Annotated in this window: 20 protein-coding genes; 6 read left to right on the top strand and 14 right to left on the bottom strand. The window is 45.0% G+C overall.

Annotated elements, in window-relative coordinates; genetic code table 11:
• Positions 1-67: 67 nt before the first annotated feature.
• The gene (locus GVO60_RS17810; protein ID WP_217358375.1) at positions 68-1240 is read right to left on the bottom strand and encodes a p-hydroxyphenylacetate 3-hydroxylase oxygenase component; all 1173 of its coding nucleotides are present in this window, start codon (positions 1238-1240) and stop codon (positions 68-70) included.
• A gap of 184 nt (positions 1241-1424) precedes the next feature.
• Between GVO60_RS17810 and hpaA the strand changes: the two genes are divergently transcribed.
• The gene (gene hpaA, locus GVO60_RS17805) at positions 1425-2309 is read left to right on the top strand and encodes a 4-hydroxyphenylacetate catabolism regulatory protein HpaA (RefSeq protein WP_159656462.1); all 885 of its coding nucleotides are present in this window, start codon (positions 1425-1427) and stop codon (positions 2307-2309) included.
• A gap of 36 nt (positions 2310-2345) precedes the next feature.
• On the opposite strand, the gene GVO60_RS17800 is transcribed toward hpaA, so the two are convergent.
• From GVO60_RS17800 to hpaH, 9 genes are all read right to left on the bottom strand, one after another.
• The gene (locus tag GVO60_RS17800) at positions 2346-3797 is read right to left on the bottom strand and encodes an NAD-dependent succinate-semialdehyde dehydrogenase (protein WP_159656460.1); all 1452 of its coding nucleotides are present in this window, start codon (positions 3795-3797) and stop codon (positions 2346-2348) included.
• Between the two features lie 3 nt (positions 3798-3800).
• On the bottom strand, positions 3801-4658 hold the full coding sequence (hpaD, locus tag GVO60_RS17795) for a 3,4-dihydroxyphenylacetate 2,3-dioxygenase (RefSeq protein WP_159656458.1): 858 nt from the start codon (positions 4656-4658) through the stop codon (positions 3801-3803).
• 85 nt (positions 4659-4743) lie between these two features.
• A complete protein-coding gene (locus GVO60_RS17790; protein WP_159656456.1) occupies positions 4744-5697 on the bottom strand; it encodes an AEC family transporter in 954 nt (317 codons plus the stop codon).
• A 15-nt stretch (positions 5698-5712) separates the two neighbouring features.
• Positions 5713-6111, bottom strand: a complete 399-nt coding sequence (locus GVO60_RS17785) for a 5-carboxymethyl-2-hydroxymuconate Delta-isomerase (protein ID WP_159656454.1) — start codon at positions 6109-6111, stop codon at positions 5713-5715.
• A gap of 55 nt (positions 6112-6166) precedes the next feature.
• Positions 6167-7687 carry a 5-carboxymethyl-2-hydroxymuconate semialdehyde dehydrogenase gene (hpaE, locus tag GVO60_RS17780; protein WP_159656452.1) on the bottom strand — a complete coding sequence of 507 codons (1521 nt, stop codon included), beginning with the start codon at positions 7685-7687 and terminating at the stop codon, positions 6167-6169.
• Between the two features lie 9 nt (positions 7688-7696).
• Positions 7697-8476, bottom strand: a complete 780-nt coding sequence (locus GVO60_RS17775) for a fumarylacetoacetate hydrolase family protein (protein WP_159656450.1) — start codon at positions 8474-8476, stop codon at positions 7697-7699.
• Complete coding sequence (locus GVO60_RS17770) at positions 8473-9120, bottom strand: fumarylacetoacetate hydrolase family protein (RefSeq protein WP_159656448.1); 648 nt, start codon at positions 9118-9120, stop codon at positions 8473-8475. Before GVO60_RS17770 ends, GVO60_RS17775 begins: the two co-directional genes overlap by 4 nt.
• 29 nt (positions 9121-9149) lie before the next feature.
• A complete protein-coding gene (hpaI, locus tag GVO60_RS17765; protein WP_159656446.1) occupies positions 9150-9953 on the bottom strand; it encodes a 4-hydroxy-2-oxoheptanedioate aldolase in 804 nt (267 codons plus the stop codon).
• Positions 9954-9961: 8 nt separating this feature from the next.
• Positions 9962-10765 carry a 2-oxo-hept-4-ene-1,7-dioate hydratase gene (hpaH, locus tag GVO60_RS17760; protein WP_159656444.1) on the bottom strand — a complete coding sequence of 268 codons (804 nt, stop codon included), beginning with the start codon at positions 10763-10765 and terminating at the stop codon, positions 9962-9964.
• 479 nt (positions 10766-11244) lie between these two features.
• Between hpaH and GVO60_RS17755 the strand changes: the two genes are divergently transcribed.
• The 4 genes from GVO60_RS17755 (at position 11245) to hpaR (ending at position 14691) form a co-directional block, all read left to right on the top strand.
• Positions 11245-12270: a TRAP transporter substrate-binding protein gene (locus tag GVO60_RS17755; RefSeq protein ID WP_159656442.1), complete on the top strand. Its 1026-nt coding sequence runs from the start codon at positions 11245-11247 to the stop codon at positions 12268-12270.
• A 4-nt stretch (positions 12271-12274) separates the two neighbouring features.
• A complete protein-coding gene (locus GVO60_RS17750) occupies positions 12275-12802 on the top strand; it encodes a TRAP transporter small permease (protein WP_159656440.1) in 528 nt (175 codons plus the stop codon).
• A complete protein-coding gene (locus tag GVO60_RS17745; protein ID WP_159656438.1) occupies positions 12803-14101 on the top strand; it encodes a TRAP transporter large permease in 1299 nt (432 codons plus the stop codon).
• 164 nt (positions 14102-14265) lie between these two features.
• Positions 14266-14691 (top strand): homoprotocatechuate degradation operon regulator HpaR, encoded by a 426-nt coding sequence (gene hpaR / locus GVO60_RS17740; RefSeq protein WP_159656436.1) that lies wholly within the window; start codon positions 14266-14268, stop codon positions 14689-14691.
• 58 nt (positions 14692-14749) lie between these two features.
• Here the strand turns inward: hpaR and hpaC are convergent, their stop codons facing one another.
• Complete coding sequence (hpaC, locus tag GVO60_RS17735; RefSeq protein WP_159656434.1) at positions 14750-15256, bottom strand: 4-hydroxyphenylacetate 3-monooxygenase, reductase component; 507 nt, start codon at positions 15254-15256, stop codon at positions 14750-14752.
• 150 nt (positions 15257-15406) lie between these two features.
• Between hpaC and GVO60_RS17730 the strand changes: the two genes are divergently transcribed.
• Positions 15407-15643, top strand: a complete 237-nt coding sequence (locus GVO60_RS17730; protein ID WP_159656432.1) for a DUF2798 domain-containing protein — start codon at positions 15407-15409, stop codon at positions 15641-15643.
• Positions 15644-15759: 116 nt separating this feature from the next.
• On the opposite strand, the gene GVO60_RS17725 is transcribed toward GVO60_RS17730, so the two are convergent.
• Genes GVO60_RS17725 through GVO60_RS17715 form a run of 3 tightly spaced genes read right to left on the bottom strand, consistent with a single transcriptional unit; the run spans position 15760 to position 19288 of the window.
• On the bottom strand, positions 15760-17166 hold the full coding sequence (locus GVO60_RS17725; protein WP_159656430.1) for an aldehyde dehydrogenase family protein: 1407 nt from the start codon (positions 17164-17166) through the stop codon (positions 15760-15762).
• Complete coding sequence (locus GVO60_RS17720) at positions 17163-18680, bottom strand: tripartite tricarboxylate transporter permease (RefSeq protein WP_159656428.1); 1518 nt, start codon at positions 18678-18680, stop codon at positions 17163-17165. Before GVO60_RS17720 ends, GVO60_RS17725 begins: the two co-directional genes overlap by 4 nt.
• A gap of 20 nt (positions 18681-18700) precedes the next feature.
• Complete coding sequence (locus GVO60_RS17715; RefSeq protein WP_159656426.1) at positions 18701-19288, bottom strand: tripartite tricarboxylate transporter TctB family protein; 588 nt, start codon at positions 19286-19288, stop codon at positions 18701-18703.
• Between the last annotated feature and the right edge of the window lie 17 nt (positions 19289-19305).

Here is a 19305-nt window from a genome sequence, read left to right as displayed (position 1 = left end):
AAAAGCCTGCTTAATAGCAGGCTTTTTTGTATCTTCCCTATCCTATTTTCATGTCATACCCACAGGGCTAAACCATCGTTGGGTCAGGGTCTAAGCCCATCAATTGTCTACCAAGAATCTGAGCACAAACATCATAATCCGTGTATGCATGCGCGCCAGTCATGTGTGAATCACGGAACAAACGCTGCCCTTCGTTATCACTAAACCATGCCATACCGCCCATTGCATCAAATAGACGATCTACTGCCGCGATACACATCTTAACCGCATAGGCTTGGTTAGTTCGCCAGTAAACGAGCGTATCTGCATCAGGGTACTCCTTACGCTCTCCATGCTCTTTATGGTCGTTCCATGTTTTCTCTAGTAATGCTCTTGCTGCCGCAACTTGATGGGTCGATTCCGCTAAGCGCATCAATGCTGGTGTTGCAACACCGACATTTGCGCCAGTGTAAGCCCGCACACGATTTTTCTGTTTCTCGGCGAATACAGTTAGCATACGCTCAGCAATGCCTAAGCCAATCGCCGCAAAACCACATGCGAAATAAGGGCGATAAGGAGTGTAGAAAATATCGCTATCCGGATACAAATCGAATCCAGCGGAGTGCCCTTCCATCATACCTTTGGCTGTTTCAATACGGTGCTCTGGAATAAACACATTATCCAATACTAATGTTTTGGTACCGCTTGATTTCATACCCGCCGCATACCAGTCATCAGTGATTTTGTATTCGTGTCTAGGGACCACACCAAAACAGTAAAGTTTATTCCCTGCCTCATCAACACGATTAAAGCCTAAGATTGCCCAATCAGCATGATCACACCCACTACTCCATCTCATATCACCATTAATGATGACGCCGCCTTCCGTTTCTTCAATTTTTCCAAATGGTGCAATGCTTGAACTTGCGGTGCCCTCTGGATTGCTTGCCCAAAACTCCTCTTGTGCTAGCTTAGAAAACATCGCCATCTGGTGGCTATGGGTAGCCAATAAGCTTGCCCCCCAAGCAGTACCGCCACAAGCTCCGGCCAATGCAGCAACACAATCAGTAAATTCTGGTAGTGAGATCTCTAAACCACCGTAAGCTTTTGGTTGGAACGCGCGGAAAAAGCCGATTTCTCGTAGTAGACGTATGTTTTCTTCAGGTGGCGTGCGGTCTTCTTCAGCCTGCAGAGCATTACTAGCAATAGTTGGCAAGATTGCATTTAGTTTTTCAAGTAGCGGATTTTGCTGTTTCATCATCGATTCCTTTTGATATAAACCCTGTTGTTCTGATCGGGATGTAGGGTTCATTATTGCCACACCAGAAAAGATGTTAAATGGATGTTACCTGTATTCACTTGTACTTTTCATGAGTATAGATAATATATTAACTAAAATTTGTTATGCTGAGTTTTAACTGGAATGATGGTTAAGGAAGAGATAGATGACGCAAATGGCGATACCCAATTTAGATATCGGTAAAGTTTATGATTCGCGTTACGATGATAGTGACTTCCATATCGAGCGACTCAATAGCTTGGCACTTTTCTTTGGTCGAAATATGCCAACGCACTACCATGATCGATACTATCAATTACATATTATTCTAGAAGGAACAACCCATGTATTGCTTGATGAGGCACACTACCTAAAAACCGGGACAACACTGTTTTTTACACCACCAACAGTGCCGCACTCTTTTGTTACCGATGATGATGCGAATGGCTACGTCATCACGGCCAGTCAACCTTTGGTATGGCGTCTACTTGATATCGAGATAGGTCGCAACGATGTCGCCTCGACCGCATTACAGCCCTTTTGTACTCAATTAAGCAATCCCTCAAAGTTAGTTTCATTGCTGGAAATGTTGCTCGCCGAGCAAGACAGTAGTGAGTTTATGTGCGATGTCGCCAAACAATCTCTGCTGCAACTGACTCTTATTGAAGTAATACGCCACGCTAACACTCAACCTGTGACGACTCAGTTTCGAAGTGCTGACGTCGCATTGTTTAATCGTTTTAATCAAATGATAGAAGTGAACTACAGACAGCATTTAACCCTTCCTGAATACGCGGAAGAACTAAGCTTAACCACGGCTAGACTTAATGATATATGCCGAAAAATTAGTGGGTTGTCATCCAAACGTTTGGTTGCTGAACGAGTGATGCAAGAAGCGCGTCGATTACTACTCCTCACTCCCATGCCTGTCTCTCAGGTCGCCTATGAACTGGGCTATCAAGATCCTGCCTACTTTGCGCGCTTTTTTAAGAAACAGATTGGTGAGACAGCGTCTGACTTTCGCCAAAATCAAAAAAGAGACAGCAACTAAGTCACTGTCTCTTCGTTTGGATTAAAAGACTCTCCATTATCTGTCGAGTCCCCCCATCAGCATGTATTTTAACTCTAAAAACTCATCCATGCCGTGGCGTGAACCTTCACGACCAAGTCCAGACTCTTTAACTCCACCAAATGGTGCTGCAGCCGTCGAAATTAACCCCTCGTTGATTCCCACCATCCCGACTTCCAACTCATCAGCGACACGCCAGGCGCGCCCAAGCGATTGAGTGTAGAAGTAAGCAGCTAACCCATATTCAGTATCGTTAGCTCGCTCAAGCACCTCTTGTTCATCATGAAATCTAAACAACGGTGCAACTGGGCCAAACGTCTCTTCGGTAGCCATTAACATGTCATCATTCATCTCGGTCAAAACGTAAGGAGCAACGAATAACTTCTCTTCATCCAGCAGACCGCCACACAATATATTCGCCCCTCTCGCCACGGCATCATCAACATGCTCTTGCACTTTTGCTACAGAGGATTGATTGATCAAAGGGCCAATACTGACGCCATCTTCAAAGCCATCCCCTACTTTGAGTTGCATCACGCGTGCAGCCAGTTTTTGAGCGAACTCATCGTATACTGCATCATGGACAAACAAGCGATTTGCACACACACAGGTTTGACCCGCATTCCGAAACTTTGCAATCATGGCGCCTTCTACCGCAGCATCGATATCTGCATCCTCAAAGACAATAAATGGCGCATTACCGCCAAGCTCTAGCGCGAGTTTTTTAATGGTCGAAGCAGACTGGTTCATAAGAATTTTGCCTACATTGGTTGACCCAGTGAACGAGACTTTGCGCACTCGTTTATCTTTAGTAAAAACGTCACCAATCGCATAGGAGTCACCAGTCACTACATTGAACAAACCTTTTGGTAATCCTGCTTCTTGCGCCAACTTGGCTAATGCCAGTGCAGTAAAAGGGGTTTCTTGAGCAGGCTTTAACACCATTGAGCAGCCTGCTGCAAATGCTGGTGCACATTTTCGAGTAATCATCGCTGCTGGAAAGTTCCATGGAGTGATTGCCGCAACCACGCCAATTGGCTCTTTGGTGACCACAATTTTCCCATTCTCACGGTGGCTAGGAACAATCTCACCATAAGCTCGGCGAGCCTCTTCGCTATACCATTGCACAAAGCTTGCAGCATAAGTGATCTCGCCTTTAGCTTCGTTGAATGGTTTTCCTTGCTCTAAGGTCAATATTGTTGCTAAATCATCGATATGTTCAATCATCAAGTCATACCAACGCCGTAGTACATCTGCGCGATGGTTGGCTGTAGTCTTTTTCCACTTTTCATATGCAGTTTGCGCAGCACTTACACACTGCTTAGCTTGCTCCTCACCAAGAAATGGAACTTCGCCAATCACTTGTCCTGTCGACGGGTTGGTCACCGCCTTAGTTTCACCATTTTCAGCAACCCACTCACCGTCAATGTAGCAGGCCTGCTGAAATAGCTCTGGGTAGTTTAACTTCATTCCTTACTCCGTTACTTCGAATACCACATTGACCTGACCAGTTCCTGAACTTGGGAAGTAGTCAGTTACAACGGTGCTTTCACCTTGATATTTGTCCCAGCCCAATGCGCCAAAAAGCATCGCGGTATCATGCATACCACCCTCTCCAGAACAGAGCGCTGCATAATCTGGGAGCATTTCAAGAAAGGTTTTGTAGTCACGGTTTTGCCATAGCTCAAGGACACGTAAGTCCACTTGGCGGTTGAACTCTTTTGAAATGGTAAATGTGCCGTTATTCGCTTCATATTCGTCGTTATCCCAAATACGATGCGATAAAGAGCCTGAAGCAAGCAACATCACCCGGCTTTCGCTCTGTTCAATCGCTTCACGGATCGCTTCACCAAGAATACGTGATGATTCGATGCTGTGTACTGTGCACCAAGCTGCCACTGAAACCACGTTAAAATGATTGTCTTGATTCATAAAGCGCATTGGGACCAAGGTGCCATACTCAAGATCCAATGAGTCCACTTGGTGAGAGAGAGTAAACACGCCCTTTTCCGTTGCCTTTTCTGCGATTAGATCACCCAGTGCGCGATTACCGCGATATTGATATTCAAGGTTTTGGATAAAGTGTGGAAACTCATGACTGGTGTAGTTACCTGAAAATGATTCATTTGAGTTGACGTGATAACCTGCGTTAACCAGCCAGTGGGTGTCTAATACGACAATGGTATCGACCTCCATCTCCTTAGCCATTTTGGCAATCTCTTTGTGACCATCAATAGCAGCTTGACGACAGCCATATAAACGCCCCGGTTGTTCTGACATGATCATGGTCGGGACGTGCGTTATTTTCGCCGCGATACAAAGTTTACCCATTATTAATTTCCTTTTACCTAGTGCATTGATAACTCATCACTTGCACAATGCTTCGTTAGTGTCTTGTACTTATAAAGAACAGATCTTATTGAAATAGTGTCAGAGCGAAGGTTGTCATAACGCTTACCGTCACCATCGCTAATAGAGTCGTAGGTAGCAGCACAGCCGCACACATCCCTCCTAAGTCGTACTTTTGTCCGATAACCGCATAGACGCCAAACATCGGCATGCTGGCGAGTATGACGGCCACTGCACTCATCGTCGGGTCTAATTCAAACCAGCTGATAAAACACAGCATCACCAGTAGTGGGTGCAGCAATAACTTCGCCAGCATCACCAAGCTTATCTCTTGCTTCATCCCTGATAACTTAACGCCAACGAGCCCTCCTCCTATGGTAAAGAGAGCGATACCCGTTACCGTGCTGGCTAACATGTCAATAATGCTCTGGGCCATTTTCGGAGCTCGCCAATCAAGGGCTGAACAAAACATACCGAGAACAATTGCAATCACTATCGGGTTACTGACCAAGCTTTTTGCCGTCTCGACGAGATTTCGCTTCAAGCTGGCTTGGCGGCTCTGATGCGACATGTCAGCGAGAGTCAACAGCAGCGGCAACATAAACAGATTTTCAACCACCAGTGTGAGTGAAAATGGAATCAAGGCTTTGGAACCAAACAAGAAATAGATGATTGGAAAGCCGATCAATAAACTGTTTGAAAAGCTGCCGCCAAGTCCCAAAACCACAGCGTGTGACGGAGATTTTTCGAGCTTAAACATCGCAATCGCCGCGACAATACCGAACGCTAATAATGATCCTAAGGTATAGGCAATGACATAATCCGTGTGCCAAATCTGGTCCAGTGATTTACTGCTCAGCGCACTAAAAATTGCTGCTGGCAAACCAAAATTAAACACAAATGCCGCGAGACTCTTATGACCATTGCGCGGGATGATTTCACGTTTAAACGCAATATAACCAACACCGATGACGACAAACACAGGCAATATCGTCATCACTACGTAGCTAAGTTGTTCCATCAACGATTACCTAATTCACGACTTCGATGCCTGCTGAGCCAGCTTTTGGTGAATATTGTTCTTCTTAAAATTCAGTTGTGGGTGAAGCTCAACCATCTCAAAACCGATGCTGAGATAATGTTTCTCGAAAGCCGGTGCTAAAAACTGGCAATAAACATCAAACACTCGCTGCGCTGCTTGCTGTAAGGTTTCGATGTCACGCCCGACTCCCACCTTTGCCGTAAGATGAATGAAACGATTTTCAGGATCTTCATCAGCAATCAAGTAGTAATCGCATTTAACTGCTCGTGTGCGAATTCCTCCTTTCGGAAAGACTCCGGTATCAATCGCTTCACGATGAATGGCCTGCATCAAGGCTGGGATATCGATATCAGATTCAACGTTCGGCGAATATTCCATGATAAAATGCGGCAATTTTCACTCCTTTCGGGCTCTAATGTAGAGCCCAGCTTTCAATTTTGTTTAATGGCTATCTACCCAGTACAGGGACTTTATGAAGATCATGTGCAATGCAAACGTTCTTCGTTTCCATATAGAAGTCAAAACTCCAATCGCCTCCATCACGGCCGATGCCTGACATCTTCACGCCTCCAAATGGCGAAGGTAAATTGCGATTATTTTCAGAATTTACCCAGATCATGCCTGCTTCTACTTTGCTCGCCATACGCATCGCTCGGCCAGTGTTAGACGTCCAGATATAACCTGACAATCCATAGTCAGTGTCATTCGCGATCTCTAGCGCATCTTCTTCACTATCAAAGCCGATACAAGTTAACACCGGGCCAAAAATTTCCTCACGCGCAATGCGCATCGTATTGTTTGCCTCGGTAAACAGCGTTGGAGTCAAATAATTCCCAGCGCCTTTTTCAGGAAGCTTACGACCACCAACCGCGATAGTTGCGCCGTCTTCCTCCGCCGCAGTCATATAACTCAAGACTTTGTTATAGTGAGATTGATGCACCAGCGGCCCCACTTCTGTTTCTGGGTCTAATGGATGCCCAACTTTCAGTGCTTCAACACGTTGTTTAAGTGCTTCGATGAACTTAGTCTTGATACCGTTTTGGATAAGCAGTCGACTTGAACTGGTACAGCGTTGACCATTTAAGCTGTAAATCATAAACACCACCGCATCGAGCGCGCGTTCAAAGTCCGCATCATCAAATACGATCACTGGGTTTTTGCCTCCAAGTTCAAAGTGCACACGCTTCAATGTTGGGGCTCCTTGAGCTTGAATCATTGAACCTGTTACCGTTTCACCAACAAAAGCGACCGCTTTTATTGCTTTATGCTCTGTTAGCGTTTTACCTGCGACTTCGCCAAAACCATTGACCATGTTCCACACACCATCAGGTAGCCCAGCTTCTTTCGCGCACTCTGCCAATATCGCAGCGGAGAGCGGGCTAAATTCAGCTGGCTTATGCACCACGGTACAACCAGCTGCGAGTGCAGGCGCAATCTTCCATGTTGAAAGCATGAAAGGTGTATTCCATGGTGTGATTACACCAACCGGCCCTATAGGTGTTCGAATGGTGTAATTGGTGTGTGCGTCTTGGTGCAACGACAAGCCATTTTTGGCCTCCGGTGACTTATCAGCAAAGAAGCGAAAATTAGCTGCTCCACGAACCGCGGCTTGACGCATAAATCGCAGTGGCTGACCACAGTCCATAGATTCGACCAGTGCGATCTCTTCTGCGCGCTCTTCTATTTTGTCAGCCAACTTATGCAAAATTTTCTTACGCTCAGATCCCGGCATGTCCGCCCACGCCGGAAATGCTTGCTGCGCAGATTGGCAAGCCGCGTCCACGTCTTCAGCCGTTCCCTTCACGACTTGACCCAGCGAGGTGTTGTCGGTTGGTGTTAAGTTGTCAAAAGTCTCCCCCTCTGAACCCAACGTCCACTCTCCGTTTATGAAGTGACCGGTTGTGTTATCACGAAAGCGCGCAAGATATTTTTGCGCTGTCGCTAGGTTTTGTTCAAGCTGTTGAGTCATGTTACTTCCTTACTGTTTTATAGTGCGGCGCGCATAAAATTCGTCTTCCGACAATACTGGGTTTTCAAGCTTGCCAATGCCTTCAATCGAGCAACAAACCACATCGCCTGGCACAATGTCTTTAAGGCCTTTCGGAGTGCCAGTTGCAATTAAATCCCCTGGTTTTAACGTCATGAAACTGCTGAGATATTCAATCAGAAACGGTATGTCGAAGATCATGTCTGAGGTATTACCCTGCTGAGTAAGCTCACCATTTACATGTGTGGTCAAAGCAAGGTTATTGATATCTTCAATGTCATCACAATCAACAATCCATGGTCCTATAGGGCACAATGAATCTCGGCTTTTAACTCTCAGGTTTGGACGGTAATAGTTTTCTAGGTAGTCCCGAATTGCATAGTCATTACAGATTGTCAGCCCTTGGACATACTCCATCGCCTGCTCACGTTTAACGTTACGTGCTTCCTTACCAATAACGGCAACCAACTCACATTCGTAGTGCATAAACTCAATGTCATTCGGGCGGTATGAAGGCTGTTGATTCGCAGTAAGCGTATTGCCGCCTTTAAGAAATACTAACGGCTCTTTTGGTGGTTCAAACGCCAATTCAGACGCGTGGTCGGCGTAATTCAGACCAAGCGCAAAAATGGTGCCTGGATTCTCTATCGGTGATAACCAGTTGAATTGGCCGGCAGGAATTATGCGACCATCTGAGGTTGTCGCATTGCTATCATCACCAATAGTAACGGACAGCACTTCTCCTAAATATTCGATACGCGCGTGCTTCATACTGCCTCTCCTTTTACCTGATTCTCCAACTCAACTGCTTCACCTAATTTAGAGTGCACAACATCACCAGCTTCAAGGTGGCTTCGCTCTCCAGCAAATCCAATCGCAATAACGTCGCCTTTATCCAATGTCATAATGTGCGAAATGAGTTCAATTAACTGTTCGGCAGCGCGCTCAAGGCGTGTAAGAGGAAAATGCTGTACTTGTTCACCATTCACATAGGTTGTAACCGCTTTCTGAGATAAATCGCCTATATCAGACAGCATGACGACTTGGCTAAGTGTCGCGGAGTTATCAAGACACTTACCTTTAATGTCAGGGCGGTAATAACTGGTTTCAGGTAGCGAAAAATCATGAAACAGCGCCACACCCCCGACATAGTCTAAGGCGGAGTCTGCTTTCACGCGGCAGCAAGGAGCACCAATGATCAAAGCAACACTCGCTCCAACGACCAACTGCTCATTATTAGGAATGTCGATCGGCAGGTGATCATGATTCCAAGTATTATGTGGTTTAAAATAGAGTACCGGTTGAGTCGGTAACGCTTTATATGGCGCTTGTTCAAAGGTAGCGCGCATTGATTGCAGTTGCTCGGCATCATTCAAGGCCACGCACACCACTTTTCCTTGTAGTTGTGTATTCATTTCTATTCTCTAGTTTCTAACTATGATGATCAGTAGACATTGTCGATGAACTTACTTGATTTAACTGACGACTGTTTCAGTGACTCTGCTAGGGATTCCGCACTGGTTCGAAGCAATAACGTATCAACACCAGCACCTATGAATTTCACACCCCGTTTGGCGTATTGCTGCGCCTGAATAGGATCTAAACTCAATATGCCTACTGCTTTACCGCTTGCTTGAATCACATTAATTGCATGATCGATCGCTGCGACCACCTCAGGATGAGAAGGATTACCTATATGACCCATCGAACCGGATAAATCAGATGGGCCAATGAAGATGCCATCAACCCATTCAACCGCTGCAATCTGCTCAATGTTTTCTATCGCTTGCTTAGTTTCCACTTGCAACAAAACACTGATTTGCTCGTTGGCTTGATGTAAGTAATTTGGAATTCGATTCCATTGCGAAGCACGTGCCAATGCGGCTCCTATTCCACGCTCACCAAGTGGTGGGTAGTAAGCCGCGCGTACCGCCTGCTCAGCTTGCTGTTTGGTATTGATCATCGGTAGTAAAAGTGTCTGTGCACCTATATCCAATAGACGTTTAATCAAAATTGGATTGGCTTCTTCTGCACGCACAATCGGTGATGCTGAGTGCGGAGCAAGCGTCTGCAAATGTAATTTGATACTGGTTAAGTCAAACGAAGCATGCTCGCCATCAATCAAGACCCAATCAAAACCAGCGCTCCCACATATTTCTGCGCAGCTAGTATCAGGCAGCCCAAGCCACAAACCCCAAAGAGGATTTGGTTGAGTCAGTTCATGCTTAAATTGATTAATTGGTAACATACCCACCCCTAAACAAAGTTCACTGAGATACCACCTAGTGGACCAAAATCAGCGTGGATCGTGTCGCCTGCTTTTACGGCGACAGGTCTAGTAAATGAACCTGCGAGAATGACTTGTCCAGGTTCAAGTGACACACCGTGAGGAGCAAAACGTTTACATACCCAGCAAATACCATTCGCAGGATGACCAAGAACGCCGGCTGCAAGACCTGTTTCTTCAATTTGGCCATTCAGATAAAGCATTGCCCCTGCCCAACGTAAATCAAACTCGGTTGGCTTTATCGGTCGCCCACCTAGAATGATGCCACCATTGGCAGCGTTATCTGCGATGGTGTCATAGACCTTACGCGTGTAACCTGTATTTGGGTCGGTTCGGTGGCAACGAGCCGCAATCAGTTCTAAAGCCGGCACTACATAATCGGTCGCATTGAGCACATCAAAAATTGTGACATTGTCACCTTCAAGTTTATCCTTAAGAACAAACGCCAATTCGACTTCGATACGCGGATCAAGAAAGTCCGCAGCTTTGATCTGCGCACCATCAGAAAAAAACATATCATCAAGCAATACGCCATAATCCGGCTGATCAATGTTGACAGCCATCTGCATAGCGCGCGAAGTTAGACCGATTTTATATCCCTTAATTTGAGCGCCTTCGCTTACTTTGCGTCCTACCCATTCACTCTGAATTTGATAAGCATCATCCATTGTCATTTCTGGGTATTCCAAAGTTAGCGCGGAGATTTGTTCACGCTGTTTCTCTGCGTGGTACAGTCGTTCAGCCGCATCTTGCAACTGCTCACTTGTTAACATTTCGTTTTCCTTTTTCTATCGACTGACATTCATTCACTAGTTCAGAGCTACTGTTTTTCCAACCAACAGTACGACTAGATGATAAATATATTTAACATGTTAATTACTTTATTTAATATATTAACTAATGTCCAGACCAAGATACAATTCACAATAAACACTTATAATTCAGTAAGTTATTCCAATCAGGATTTAACTGTGCAAATTTTGAAAATTCTCGTTACATGACATTTGTGACGTAAACCTCCAAAAACACCTCCTATGTCGACCATTTAAATAGGCGTTGGCTGCTGAAATCACCCAATGCAGCCAAATTAATTCTCAGAAATTGATCTAATTAACATATTAACTATATTTTCAACACAGAATTAACATTGCGGTTTGTCTTTGTCTCTTTTTAGTTAATATATTAATTAATATTCAATACGACTCACTCAGTGAGCAAACCCACCTAACGTGAACGAAAAAGGACTAACGTCATGCGAGTAAATAAAATCGCTTCTATAGCGACATCAGCACTTTTGCTAATGAGCTCTATGTCGGCACATGCACAACCAGAGAAAGTAATCAAAGTCAGTACTTGGGGGTCGCCAAATCACGGCATCAATAAAGTCGTGTGGCCTACATGGGGCCAATGGATTGAAGAAGCCACCGAGGGCCGTGTGAGTTTAAAAGTGGAGTATGATCTTGCCCCTCCCCACACACAAATTGATGTGGTAACCGATGGCATAGGAGATGTCACTTGGATTTTTCATGGTCACAAGGCCGGTCGTTTTAAACTGACTCAATTGCCAGAAATTCCAAGCTTTTCTGAAGGTAGCAGCTCTGAGCTGATGTCGATGGCGTATTGGCGCACCTTTGATAAGTATCTAAAACAAGGTCGTGAGCACCGTGGCGTAGAAGTGATGGGCCTGAGTGTTCATGGGCCGGGCCAACTTATCACGAAGGATCCTGTGCAATCTCTTAGTGACATTGAAGGTAAGAAAATCCGAGTTGGTGGTGGCGTTATGTCAACCATGGCTAAAGATATGAAAGTTTCACCCGTATTCATCCCTACTAATAAGGTCTACGAATCACTTTCACAAGGAGTTGTCGAAGGTGCGTACCTACCTTTTGAAGCACTCAGCTCATTTCGATTGGCAGAAGTTGCTGACAATACGCTGGTTGTCCCTGGCGGTTTATACCGAGGTAGTTTCGCCATCATCATGAATCGAGATACATTTGCCGATCTCTCTAAGCAAGATCAAGCAGCAATCCGGGCCGTCTCTGGTGAAAAACTTTCTCGCTTATTTGGCCAAATGTGGGATAACGCCGACCAAACTGCTTACCAAGCTGCTCTTAAAGGTGGTCATACATTTACCCCCGCTTCTACAGAGATGATCGCGAAGCTAAAACAAGCCAGTGAACCTTTAGTCGAAGATTGGTATAAGGTCGCTGAAAAACGCAAAGTTAATGGCCCTGAAGCACATCAGTTCTTTAACCAACAGTTAGCGAAAGGAATGTAATTCAATGTCTGGTTTTAGATTTTCTAAAGCCATTGAGCGAGGGCTTGGTTCCCTCGCTGCTTTGAGCTTGTTCTTAATGATGGTCGTGACCTTTGTGGATGTTGCGTCACGAAACCTACTGAATTCCCCAATTATGGGCTCTACAGAAATGGTTGAAATCTTGCTCGCGATTATGGTCTTTATGGCGTTTCCTTTGGTCTCTTGGCAAGAGGAAAACATCTGCGTTGATCTACTCGATAATTACTTCCCGAGTAAATGGGTGAGCGTTCGCCAGATCATCATCAATCTGATATGTGCCTGTTCTTTAATATTAGTCGCGACAACCAACTGGAAGCTTGCAGGTCGCTCATTGGAATATGAAGAAGTCTCTGAAATCCTTGAGATACCTCTTGGATACGTTACATATCTTATTTCTACTACCGGCTTCATTGGTGGACTCTTAACCCTATTCAATGCCTTTTATTACACCAAACAGATGTTCTCCAATAAACCCTCTGAGTCAGACATGAGCATTAAAGGCAAGGAGGCCTAAATGATTGAATCTATAGTTGGTTTTTCGGTACTTATCGCGCTGATATTACTACGCTTACCATTAGCATTCGCCATGGGTGTGATTGGCTTTGTCGGCTTCTGGTATATCAATGATTATAATTGGAACGCGGCTATGTCTATGGCGGCGCGACGTATCATCGACACAGGTCAAGACTACGGGCTTTCCGTTATCCCACTTTTTATTCTGATGGGTAATTTTGTAACCAAAGCGGGCATTTCAAATGAGTTGTACAAAGCGTGCAATGCCTTCGTTGGTCATCGCCGTGGTGGTCTATCGATGTCTACCATTCTTGCCTGCGGAGGCTTTTCGGCCATTTGCGGCTCTAGTCTTGCAACTTCTGCGACCATGTCCAAAGTCGCAATGCCACCAATGCGCAAATATGGATACTCAGATGGGCTTGCCTCAGCGTCTATTGCCGCTGGTGGAACCTTGGGCATATTAATACCACCAAGTGTCATGTTAGTCATATATGGCCTGCTCACTGAAACGAGTATTCGAGAGCTGTTTGCTGCTGGTTTTATCCCGGGACTGCTCGGCATCGCGCTTTATCTACTCGCGGTTCAGTGGGTTGTATCTCGTAAACCGGACAGTGCCCCTCCTGGCGAACGAGTCGATTGGAAAAATCGTCTAATTGCACTCAAAGGCATCTTCTCAACGCTATTGTTGTTTGTTGTTGTAATGGGCGGTATCTATGTTGGAGCATTTACCCCAACCGAAGCTGCGGGAATTGGCGCATGTGGTGCCTTTGCTTTGGCCGCCGCTCGGGGCAAGCTAAATTACTCTGTACTACGTGAAATTCTTATCGACACGGCAAAAACCTCTGCGTCTCTATTTGCCGTCGTTATTTCTGCGTTGATCCTTTCCAACTTCGTCAACCGTGCTGGCCTGCCTACCGCCTTGGTCGAGATAATCCAAACTGCCAATATCACGCCTATGATGGCGCTCGGGCTTATCTTACTCATCTACATTATTCTTGGTTGTGTATTTGAAAGCATGTCGATGATGTTGCTGACGGTACCTATCTTCTACCCCGTCATCGTCGAACTGGGTTTTGACCCAATTTGGTTTGGTATCATTGTCGTCGTTGTAACTGAAATTAGTTTAATTACGCCACCGGTCGGGCTTAATGTTTTCGTTTTATCCGGGCTGATTAAAGATATAAATACCGCAACCATTTTTAAAGGCGTGTTGCCATTTTGGGTTGCAGATATGGTTCGATTAGCATTGATTGTATTGGTGCCAGCTATCGCACTTTATCTACCAAATATGCTTTATTGATATTAGTAAGCTCTTTACTCGTTAAAGAGCTTTTTTTCGTCTAATTGCTCGAATACAACTCCCTAACTATTAGACCAAAGTTGTATCTTGTAATAGCATACAAACAGGGATGAGTCGTATTATCCGCAATGTTGGCTACAAATAAGATGAATAAGGTTAGTTTAGTGACTAAATACGAAAATTCTCTACCACTTCAATTGCTTAAAGCGAGAGATATTGCAATGCACTTCTTTCGCCCTATTTTGGCTCAGAATGACTTAACTGAGCAACAATGGCGCGTATTAAGAGTGATAGATACAAAAGGATCGATCGATTTCTCTACCCTATCAAAAGAGACCTGTATTCTAGGTCCTAGTTTGACTGGGATTATTAATCGCTTAGATAAGCAAGGGCTGGTAACAAAGCAGAAATCGGCACACGATGGTCGTCAATTCTATATTCATATGACAGACGATGCGACTACCTTAGTTGAACAGCTACGCCCACAAATTGAACAGCAATATGTAGCGCTTAAAGAGGCGTTAGGCGAGGCAAAATATGAGCAGCTATCCGATTTACTTAATGAGCTAATTGAGATTCAGACTAAATAACAAACGCCCACATCGAAGTGGGTGTTTGTTGTTATCGATGTGAATCCTCAATGCGGAATTAAGCAACGGCGGCCACGACTTCACGTGTCTCTACACTTTTGAACTCACGATCAAAGTAGATCAAGCCATCTTTACTGGTGGTCGTAATGGTATGCAGCTCAACAAAGAACACCGTATGGGTACCCACTTCCTGGCTTGAAGCAATTTTGCCCTCTAAGGTCGCAAGCGCACCATGCAGAACAGGCACCTGATCAGCGTTGTTTTTCCAGCCTTCTAATACAAAACGTTCTTCCATTGCTAAGCCTGTCATACCCGCAAAATGCATCGACATTTCTTGATGTTCGCCAGCGCAAACATTAATACACATATTGCCATTTTGTTTAAATATCGCATTTGATGCACTACTACGATTCACACACACTAATACCGTTGCAGGTGAATCACTCACTGAACAAACCGCAGTTGCCGTGATGCCGACTGTACCAGCATCACCACCTGTGGTGACGATATTTACCGCTGCGGCTAATTTAGACATAGCGTCACGAAAGTCCTGTTGTAGAGACATAGTAATTCCTTATTTATGTTGAGTACTGACTTATGGTTTTATTTATCGGTTTGCTTAATAGCTGTGATAATAATGCTAAAAAGAGGCTCTGGAATGAATAGACACTTGTTGTAAACGCTTGCACTTTTCGCAGCAGACACGAGGAAAAAAATGAATAAGAAAGAGAGGCTGTTCCAGGCGATTTTAGGCTCGCTTTTCATGGCAATGATGATGTCTGGCGTAATTACACTCAACAAAGTCGGGCTTAACTTACAATGGCTGAGTTTATGGCGAGATTCATTTTTCATCGCTTGGCCGGTCGCTTTTGCGCTCAACTTAACCGTCATGCCGAAGATACGTCAATTTGCCCATTGGCTCGCTCATTTAAGTGACCAGAAATCAAAATAGATTTAGGCGATCCAAGTACAGTACTTATCACCTTGTTTGGGGAATATTTGGGAGAAATAGATACCTTTTATTCAATTAAGCTATAAAAGGCATCTATTTAATTGGCCGGCAGACTACTATTTATTGGTATTCACGACTTGAAGTAGGCTGTTTTCAAGTAAACCTTCTAAGCCAAATTCGACACCAAAGCCCGACATCTTACAGCCTCCAAACGGGGCGTGAGGCAATACTTCAGCATGGCCGTTAATCCATACAGAGCCACATTCTAACTGAGAGGCCAGTTCACTTGCCTGCTCCACGTCTCCCCAGAGAGAACCACCCAAACCAACTTCAACACTGTTTGCTTCGGTGATGGCCTGATCAACGCTTTTGTATTTAATAACGGGCAATACTGGGCCAAATTGTTCTTCTTCGACGACTCGCATGCCACTACGCGCGTTACCGATGATAGTTGGCGGGTAGAAATAGCCAGCTTTATCTAATCTCGCGCCCCCAGAATAGATTACAGCACCCTGCTGTTTTGCCTCGTCTACCATCACAATCACTTTCTCTAGTTGCGCGCTATTTTGCACCGGACCAAAGGTTACACTGTCACCACAACCATCCCCTACCACTTGTTTAGTCGCAATATCAGCGAGTTTCTGACACAACTCATCATGTTGAGATTCATGTACGTAGAGTCGCTTTAAAGCCGCGCAAGTTTGTCCCATATTGATAAAGGCGGTTGCGAATAATCCTTCAGTAATGGCATCCAGATCTACGTTTGGCAAAACAATACCTGCATCGTTTCCACCCAATTCAAGTGTTAAACGTTTTAGGTTTGTCGCCGCCGCTTGCATGATGTTTTGCCCTGTCGGTGTCGAGCCAGTAAACACGAGCTTATTGATCTGTTGATGTTCACTCATTGCACGTCCAATATCGCCACCGCCAGAGATCACATTTAGAACCCCCGCAGGCAGTACGTCTTGCAAAAGTTGCCCAAGTTTAAGCGTGTTAACTGGCGTCAGCTCGGAAGGCTTCAATACCACGGTATTTCCCATTCTCAGAGCAGGAATAATGTGCCAGATCGCAATCATTAATGGCCAGTTCCATGGTGTAATGGATCCCACTACACCAATCGATTTTCGCCTTCCTTCAATGCGTTTATTCTCTGAGTCTTCATACACCTCCACTGGGATTTCAATACTGGCGGTATGCCTTGTCCATGCTACCGCTCCGCCCACTTCCATTTGAGCAAGCTGATTCGGTTTACCTTGCTCTTCCACGATAATACTCGCCAGCACCGATGCATTGAGTTCAATCACATCAGCAATCTTGTTGATGTATTCGTCACGCTTGTTTTGAGTGAGTGAGCTCCAGTTAGGGTACGCAGCTTTGGCGCTTTCAACCGCTTTATTGAGTTGAGCGACAGACGCCATTGGCGCTAAAAATGCTTGTTGCTCGTTGGCTGGATTGAGCACCATACTTGACGGTATTTCACCTTGTACGTCTTTACCGTCAATAGTCATTGCAAATTGATTCATTGTGAGTTCCTTTCGTTTCGACCTTGGTTATTGAATTTTGTGCGACTGTCTCTAGCCATACTAAAAATGAAAATGCCTACAGAAATAACGATCATGCTTAACAAAGCGAGGCTGATTGGCCTGTCCCAAAAAATAGAAAAATCACCATTAGAGACTCCCAACGCCTGTTTAGAACGTGCGAGAAAAACAGGCCCAAGCACTAAACCGAGAATGATTGGCACGGCTGGAATTTGCTCTCGCTTAAGAATGTAACCAAACACGGCAAATCCAAGAGCTATTAACGCATCAGAAAACTGGTAGTTTTGGCTATAGCTACCAATGAAGCCCAGCACCAGAATCAACGCGCCGATGAAACGACCACGAATTCGCGTTAAGTTTGCGATCCATTTGCTGCTCAAAGTAAGGTAGATAAATGCCACGATATTGATTAGAAATAGAGAGATGTATAGGCCAGAAATAAACTCCGGCCGCTCGGCAAATAAGGTTGGGCCCGGCGTATAGTTATGTACCATAAATACAGACAGCAGCATGGCCATCAAGGCATCGGCAGGAATACCAAATGCCAATAAGGGCACCATTACCGAAGCTGTGACCGCATTGTTCGATGTTTCAGACGCGATTAACCCTTCCTCTGCACCTTGTCCGAATTTGTCCGGTTGCTTTGAGAGTTTTTGCGCCAGTGTGTAAGAAAAAAATTGAGAACCAAATTCCCCAACCCCCGGCAATAACCCCATGACCACACCTAAGGATGCTGAGCGAATTGCCGTCCACTTATGCTTGATCACCACCAGCATTCCTGCAAAACGCCCTTTACCTTCATAGGTGACTACTTGAGAGTCATTGCCTTTTTGTGACAGCAAAACGAACGCTTGAGACATAGCAAACAAACCAATTACAGTTGGAACGAGTGGCACGCCAGCAAATAGCCATTCTTGGTTAAATGTATAGGTCATGGTGTTGTACGAACGGTCAATACCAATCGTTCCAAGGAAAATCCCTAAACCGAGCATCATCGCTGCTGCAAATGCTTGCTTGTAATGGGCCATTACGACAAAGATCATGCCGAGCGCAGCTAATATCGCAAACTCAGCGGAGCCAAAGTGCATCGCGATTTGAGATAAAAGAGGCGCGAGTAACACTAGAGACAACACACTAACCATGCCACCAAAGAAAGATGAAGAGTAAGCAATGGATAAAGCGCGCTTACCCTCGCCCTTTTGCGTCATCGGATAGCCATCGTAGGTGGTCAGCACCGCGACAGGTGTTCCTGGCGTGTTCATTAATATCGCTGGGATCGCACCGCCATACCAAGCACCACCATATACACCAAGCAGCAAGGTTATCGCCGGTAAGGGATCAAAACTGAATGTCATTGGTAACAAAATCGCCATGACACCCGCAGGCTCTAATCCTGGAATAGAGCCAATCGACACACCAAGAATCGCCCCAAAGACAATGGCGAGTATCACTTGTATGGTGAGTATTTCATTTAATCCGAGAAAAATTGTGTCCATATCTATACAACATCCAATGACTATAAATACATGTTGGCGAAGTCAGCCATTTCGTTAGGAAGAAACGCGAACAACCAGACATCAGGGAGCCACAGCGCAATAAAGACTCTAAATACCAATACGATGATGGCAATCGAGATAAACGCAGTGATCACCCAGAAACGAGTAAATAGGTTACTTATCCAGAGCATGGTGAGCACCAAAATAAAGCTCGATAGAGCAAAACCTATGATTGATAAACTGAAAATGTAGAGGAAAAAGAAACCACTGATGATAACCGCGGTGCGGTACTTGCTGATGGCGTTGAAGCTCAGTTCAATGGGATTTATACTTCTCAAACAATGAGAGTATTTAACGGTATTGACGAATAAGTAAATCCCACTAAATAGCGCAATAATCCCTAGCCCTAATAGTGGCGCAACATAAGGCTGCGAATACCAGCCGTGAGCATTCCCAACTTCTTTAGCCTGACTTGGCTGAAGCAATATCAAAGCTAATGAGCCAACAAATGAAAGCAGATAGAAATAATAGTGCGAAGGTAGGCTTTCTAAGGCGAGTTCTTCTTTTTCCTCTTGCTTGAGTGCTACTTCATTGATTTCAATCGTCATCGGCGTTCAACTCCCTG

It is taken from the genome of Vibrio atypicus (assembly GCF_009811315.1).
Taxonomy (GTDB): Bacteria; Pseudomonadota; Gammaproteobacteria; order Enterobacterales; family Vibrionaceae; genus Vibrio; species Vibrio atypicus.
Note: the sequence above shows the minus strand (reverse complement) of the source record. Positions and strands in the feature narration are given on the sequence as shown.

What these genes read in the sequence shown, in the direction of transcription:
- GVO60_RS17810 (WP_217358375.1), bottom strand. Translation starts at nt 1,240, where the DNA reads ATGATGAAACAGCAAAATCCGCTACTTGAAAAACTAAATGCAATCTTG.
- hpaA (WP_159656462.1), top strand. Translation starts at nt 1,425, where the DNA reads ATGACGCAAATGGCGATACCCAATTTAGATATCGGTAAAGTTTATGAT.
- GVO60_RS17800 (WP_159656460.1), bottom strand. Translation starts at nt 3,797, where the DNA reads ATGAAGTTAAACTACCCAGAGCTATTTCAGCAGGCCTGCTACATTGAC.
- hpaD (WP_159656458.1), bottom strand. Translation starts at nt 4,658, where the DNA reads ATGGGTAAACTTTGTATCGCGGCGAAAATAACGCACGTCCCGACCATG.
- GVO60_RS17790 (WP_159656456.1), bottom strand. Translation starts at nt 5,697, where the DNA reads ATGGAACAACTTAGCTACGTAGTGATGACGATATTGCCTGTGTTTGTC.
- hpaE (WP_159656452.1), bottom strand. Translation starts at nt 7,687, where the DNA reads ATGACTCAACAGCTTGAACAAAACCTAGCGACAGCGCAAAAATATCTT.
- GVO60_RS17775 (WP_159656450.1), bottom strand. Translation starts at nt 8,476, where the DNA reads ATGAAGCACGCGCGTATCGAATATTTAGGAGAAGTGCTGTCCGTTACT.
- GVO60_RS17770 (WP_159656448.1), bottom strand. Translation starts at nt 9,120, where the DNA reads ATGAATACACAACTACAAGGAAAAGTGGTGTGCGTGGCCTTGAATGAT.
- hpaI (WP_159656446.1), bottom strand. Translation starts at nt 9,953, where the DNA reads ATGTTACCAATTAATCAATTTAAGCATGAACTGACTCAACCAAATCCT.
- hpaH (WP_159656444.1), bottom strand. Translation starts at nt 10,765, where the DNA reads ATGTTAACAAGTGAGCAGTTGCAAGATGCGGCTGAACGACTGTACCAC.
- GVO60_RS17755 (WP_159656442.1), top strand. Translation starts at nt 11,245, where the DNA reads ATGCGAGTAAATAAAATCGCTTCTATAGCGACATCAGCACTTTTGCTA.
- GVO60_RS17750 (WP_159656440.1), top strand. Translation starts at nt 12,275, where the DNA reads ATGTCTGGTTTTAGATTTTCTAAAGCCATTGAGCGAGGGCTTGGTTCC.
- GVO60_RS17745 (WP_159656438.1), top strand. Translation starts at nt 12,803, where the DNA reads ATGATTGAATCTATAGTTGGTTTTTCGGTACTTATCGCGCTGATATTA.
- hpaC (WP_159656434.1), bottom strand. Translation starts at nt 15,256, where the DNA reads ATGTCTCTACAACAGGACTTTCGTGACGCTATGTCTAAATTAGCCGCA.
- GVO60_RS17730 (WP_159656432.1), top strand. Translation starts at nt 15,407, where the DNA reads ATGAATAAGAAAGAGAGGCTGTTCCAGGCGATTTTAGGCTCGCTTTTC.
- GVO60_RS17725 (WP_159656430.1), bottom strand. Translation starts at nt 17,166, where the DNA reads ATGAATCAATTTGCAATGACTATTGACGGTAAAGACGTACAAGGTGAA.
- GVO60_RS17720 (WP_159656428.1), bottom strand. Translation starts at nt 18,680, where the DNA reads ATGGACACAATTTTTCTCGGATTAAATGAAATACTCACCATACAAGTG.
- GVO60_RS17715 (WP_159656426.1), bottom strand. Translation starts at nt 19,288, where the DNA reads ATGACGATTGAAATCAATGAAGTAGCACTCAAGCAAGAGGAAAAAGAA.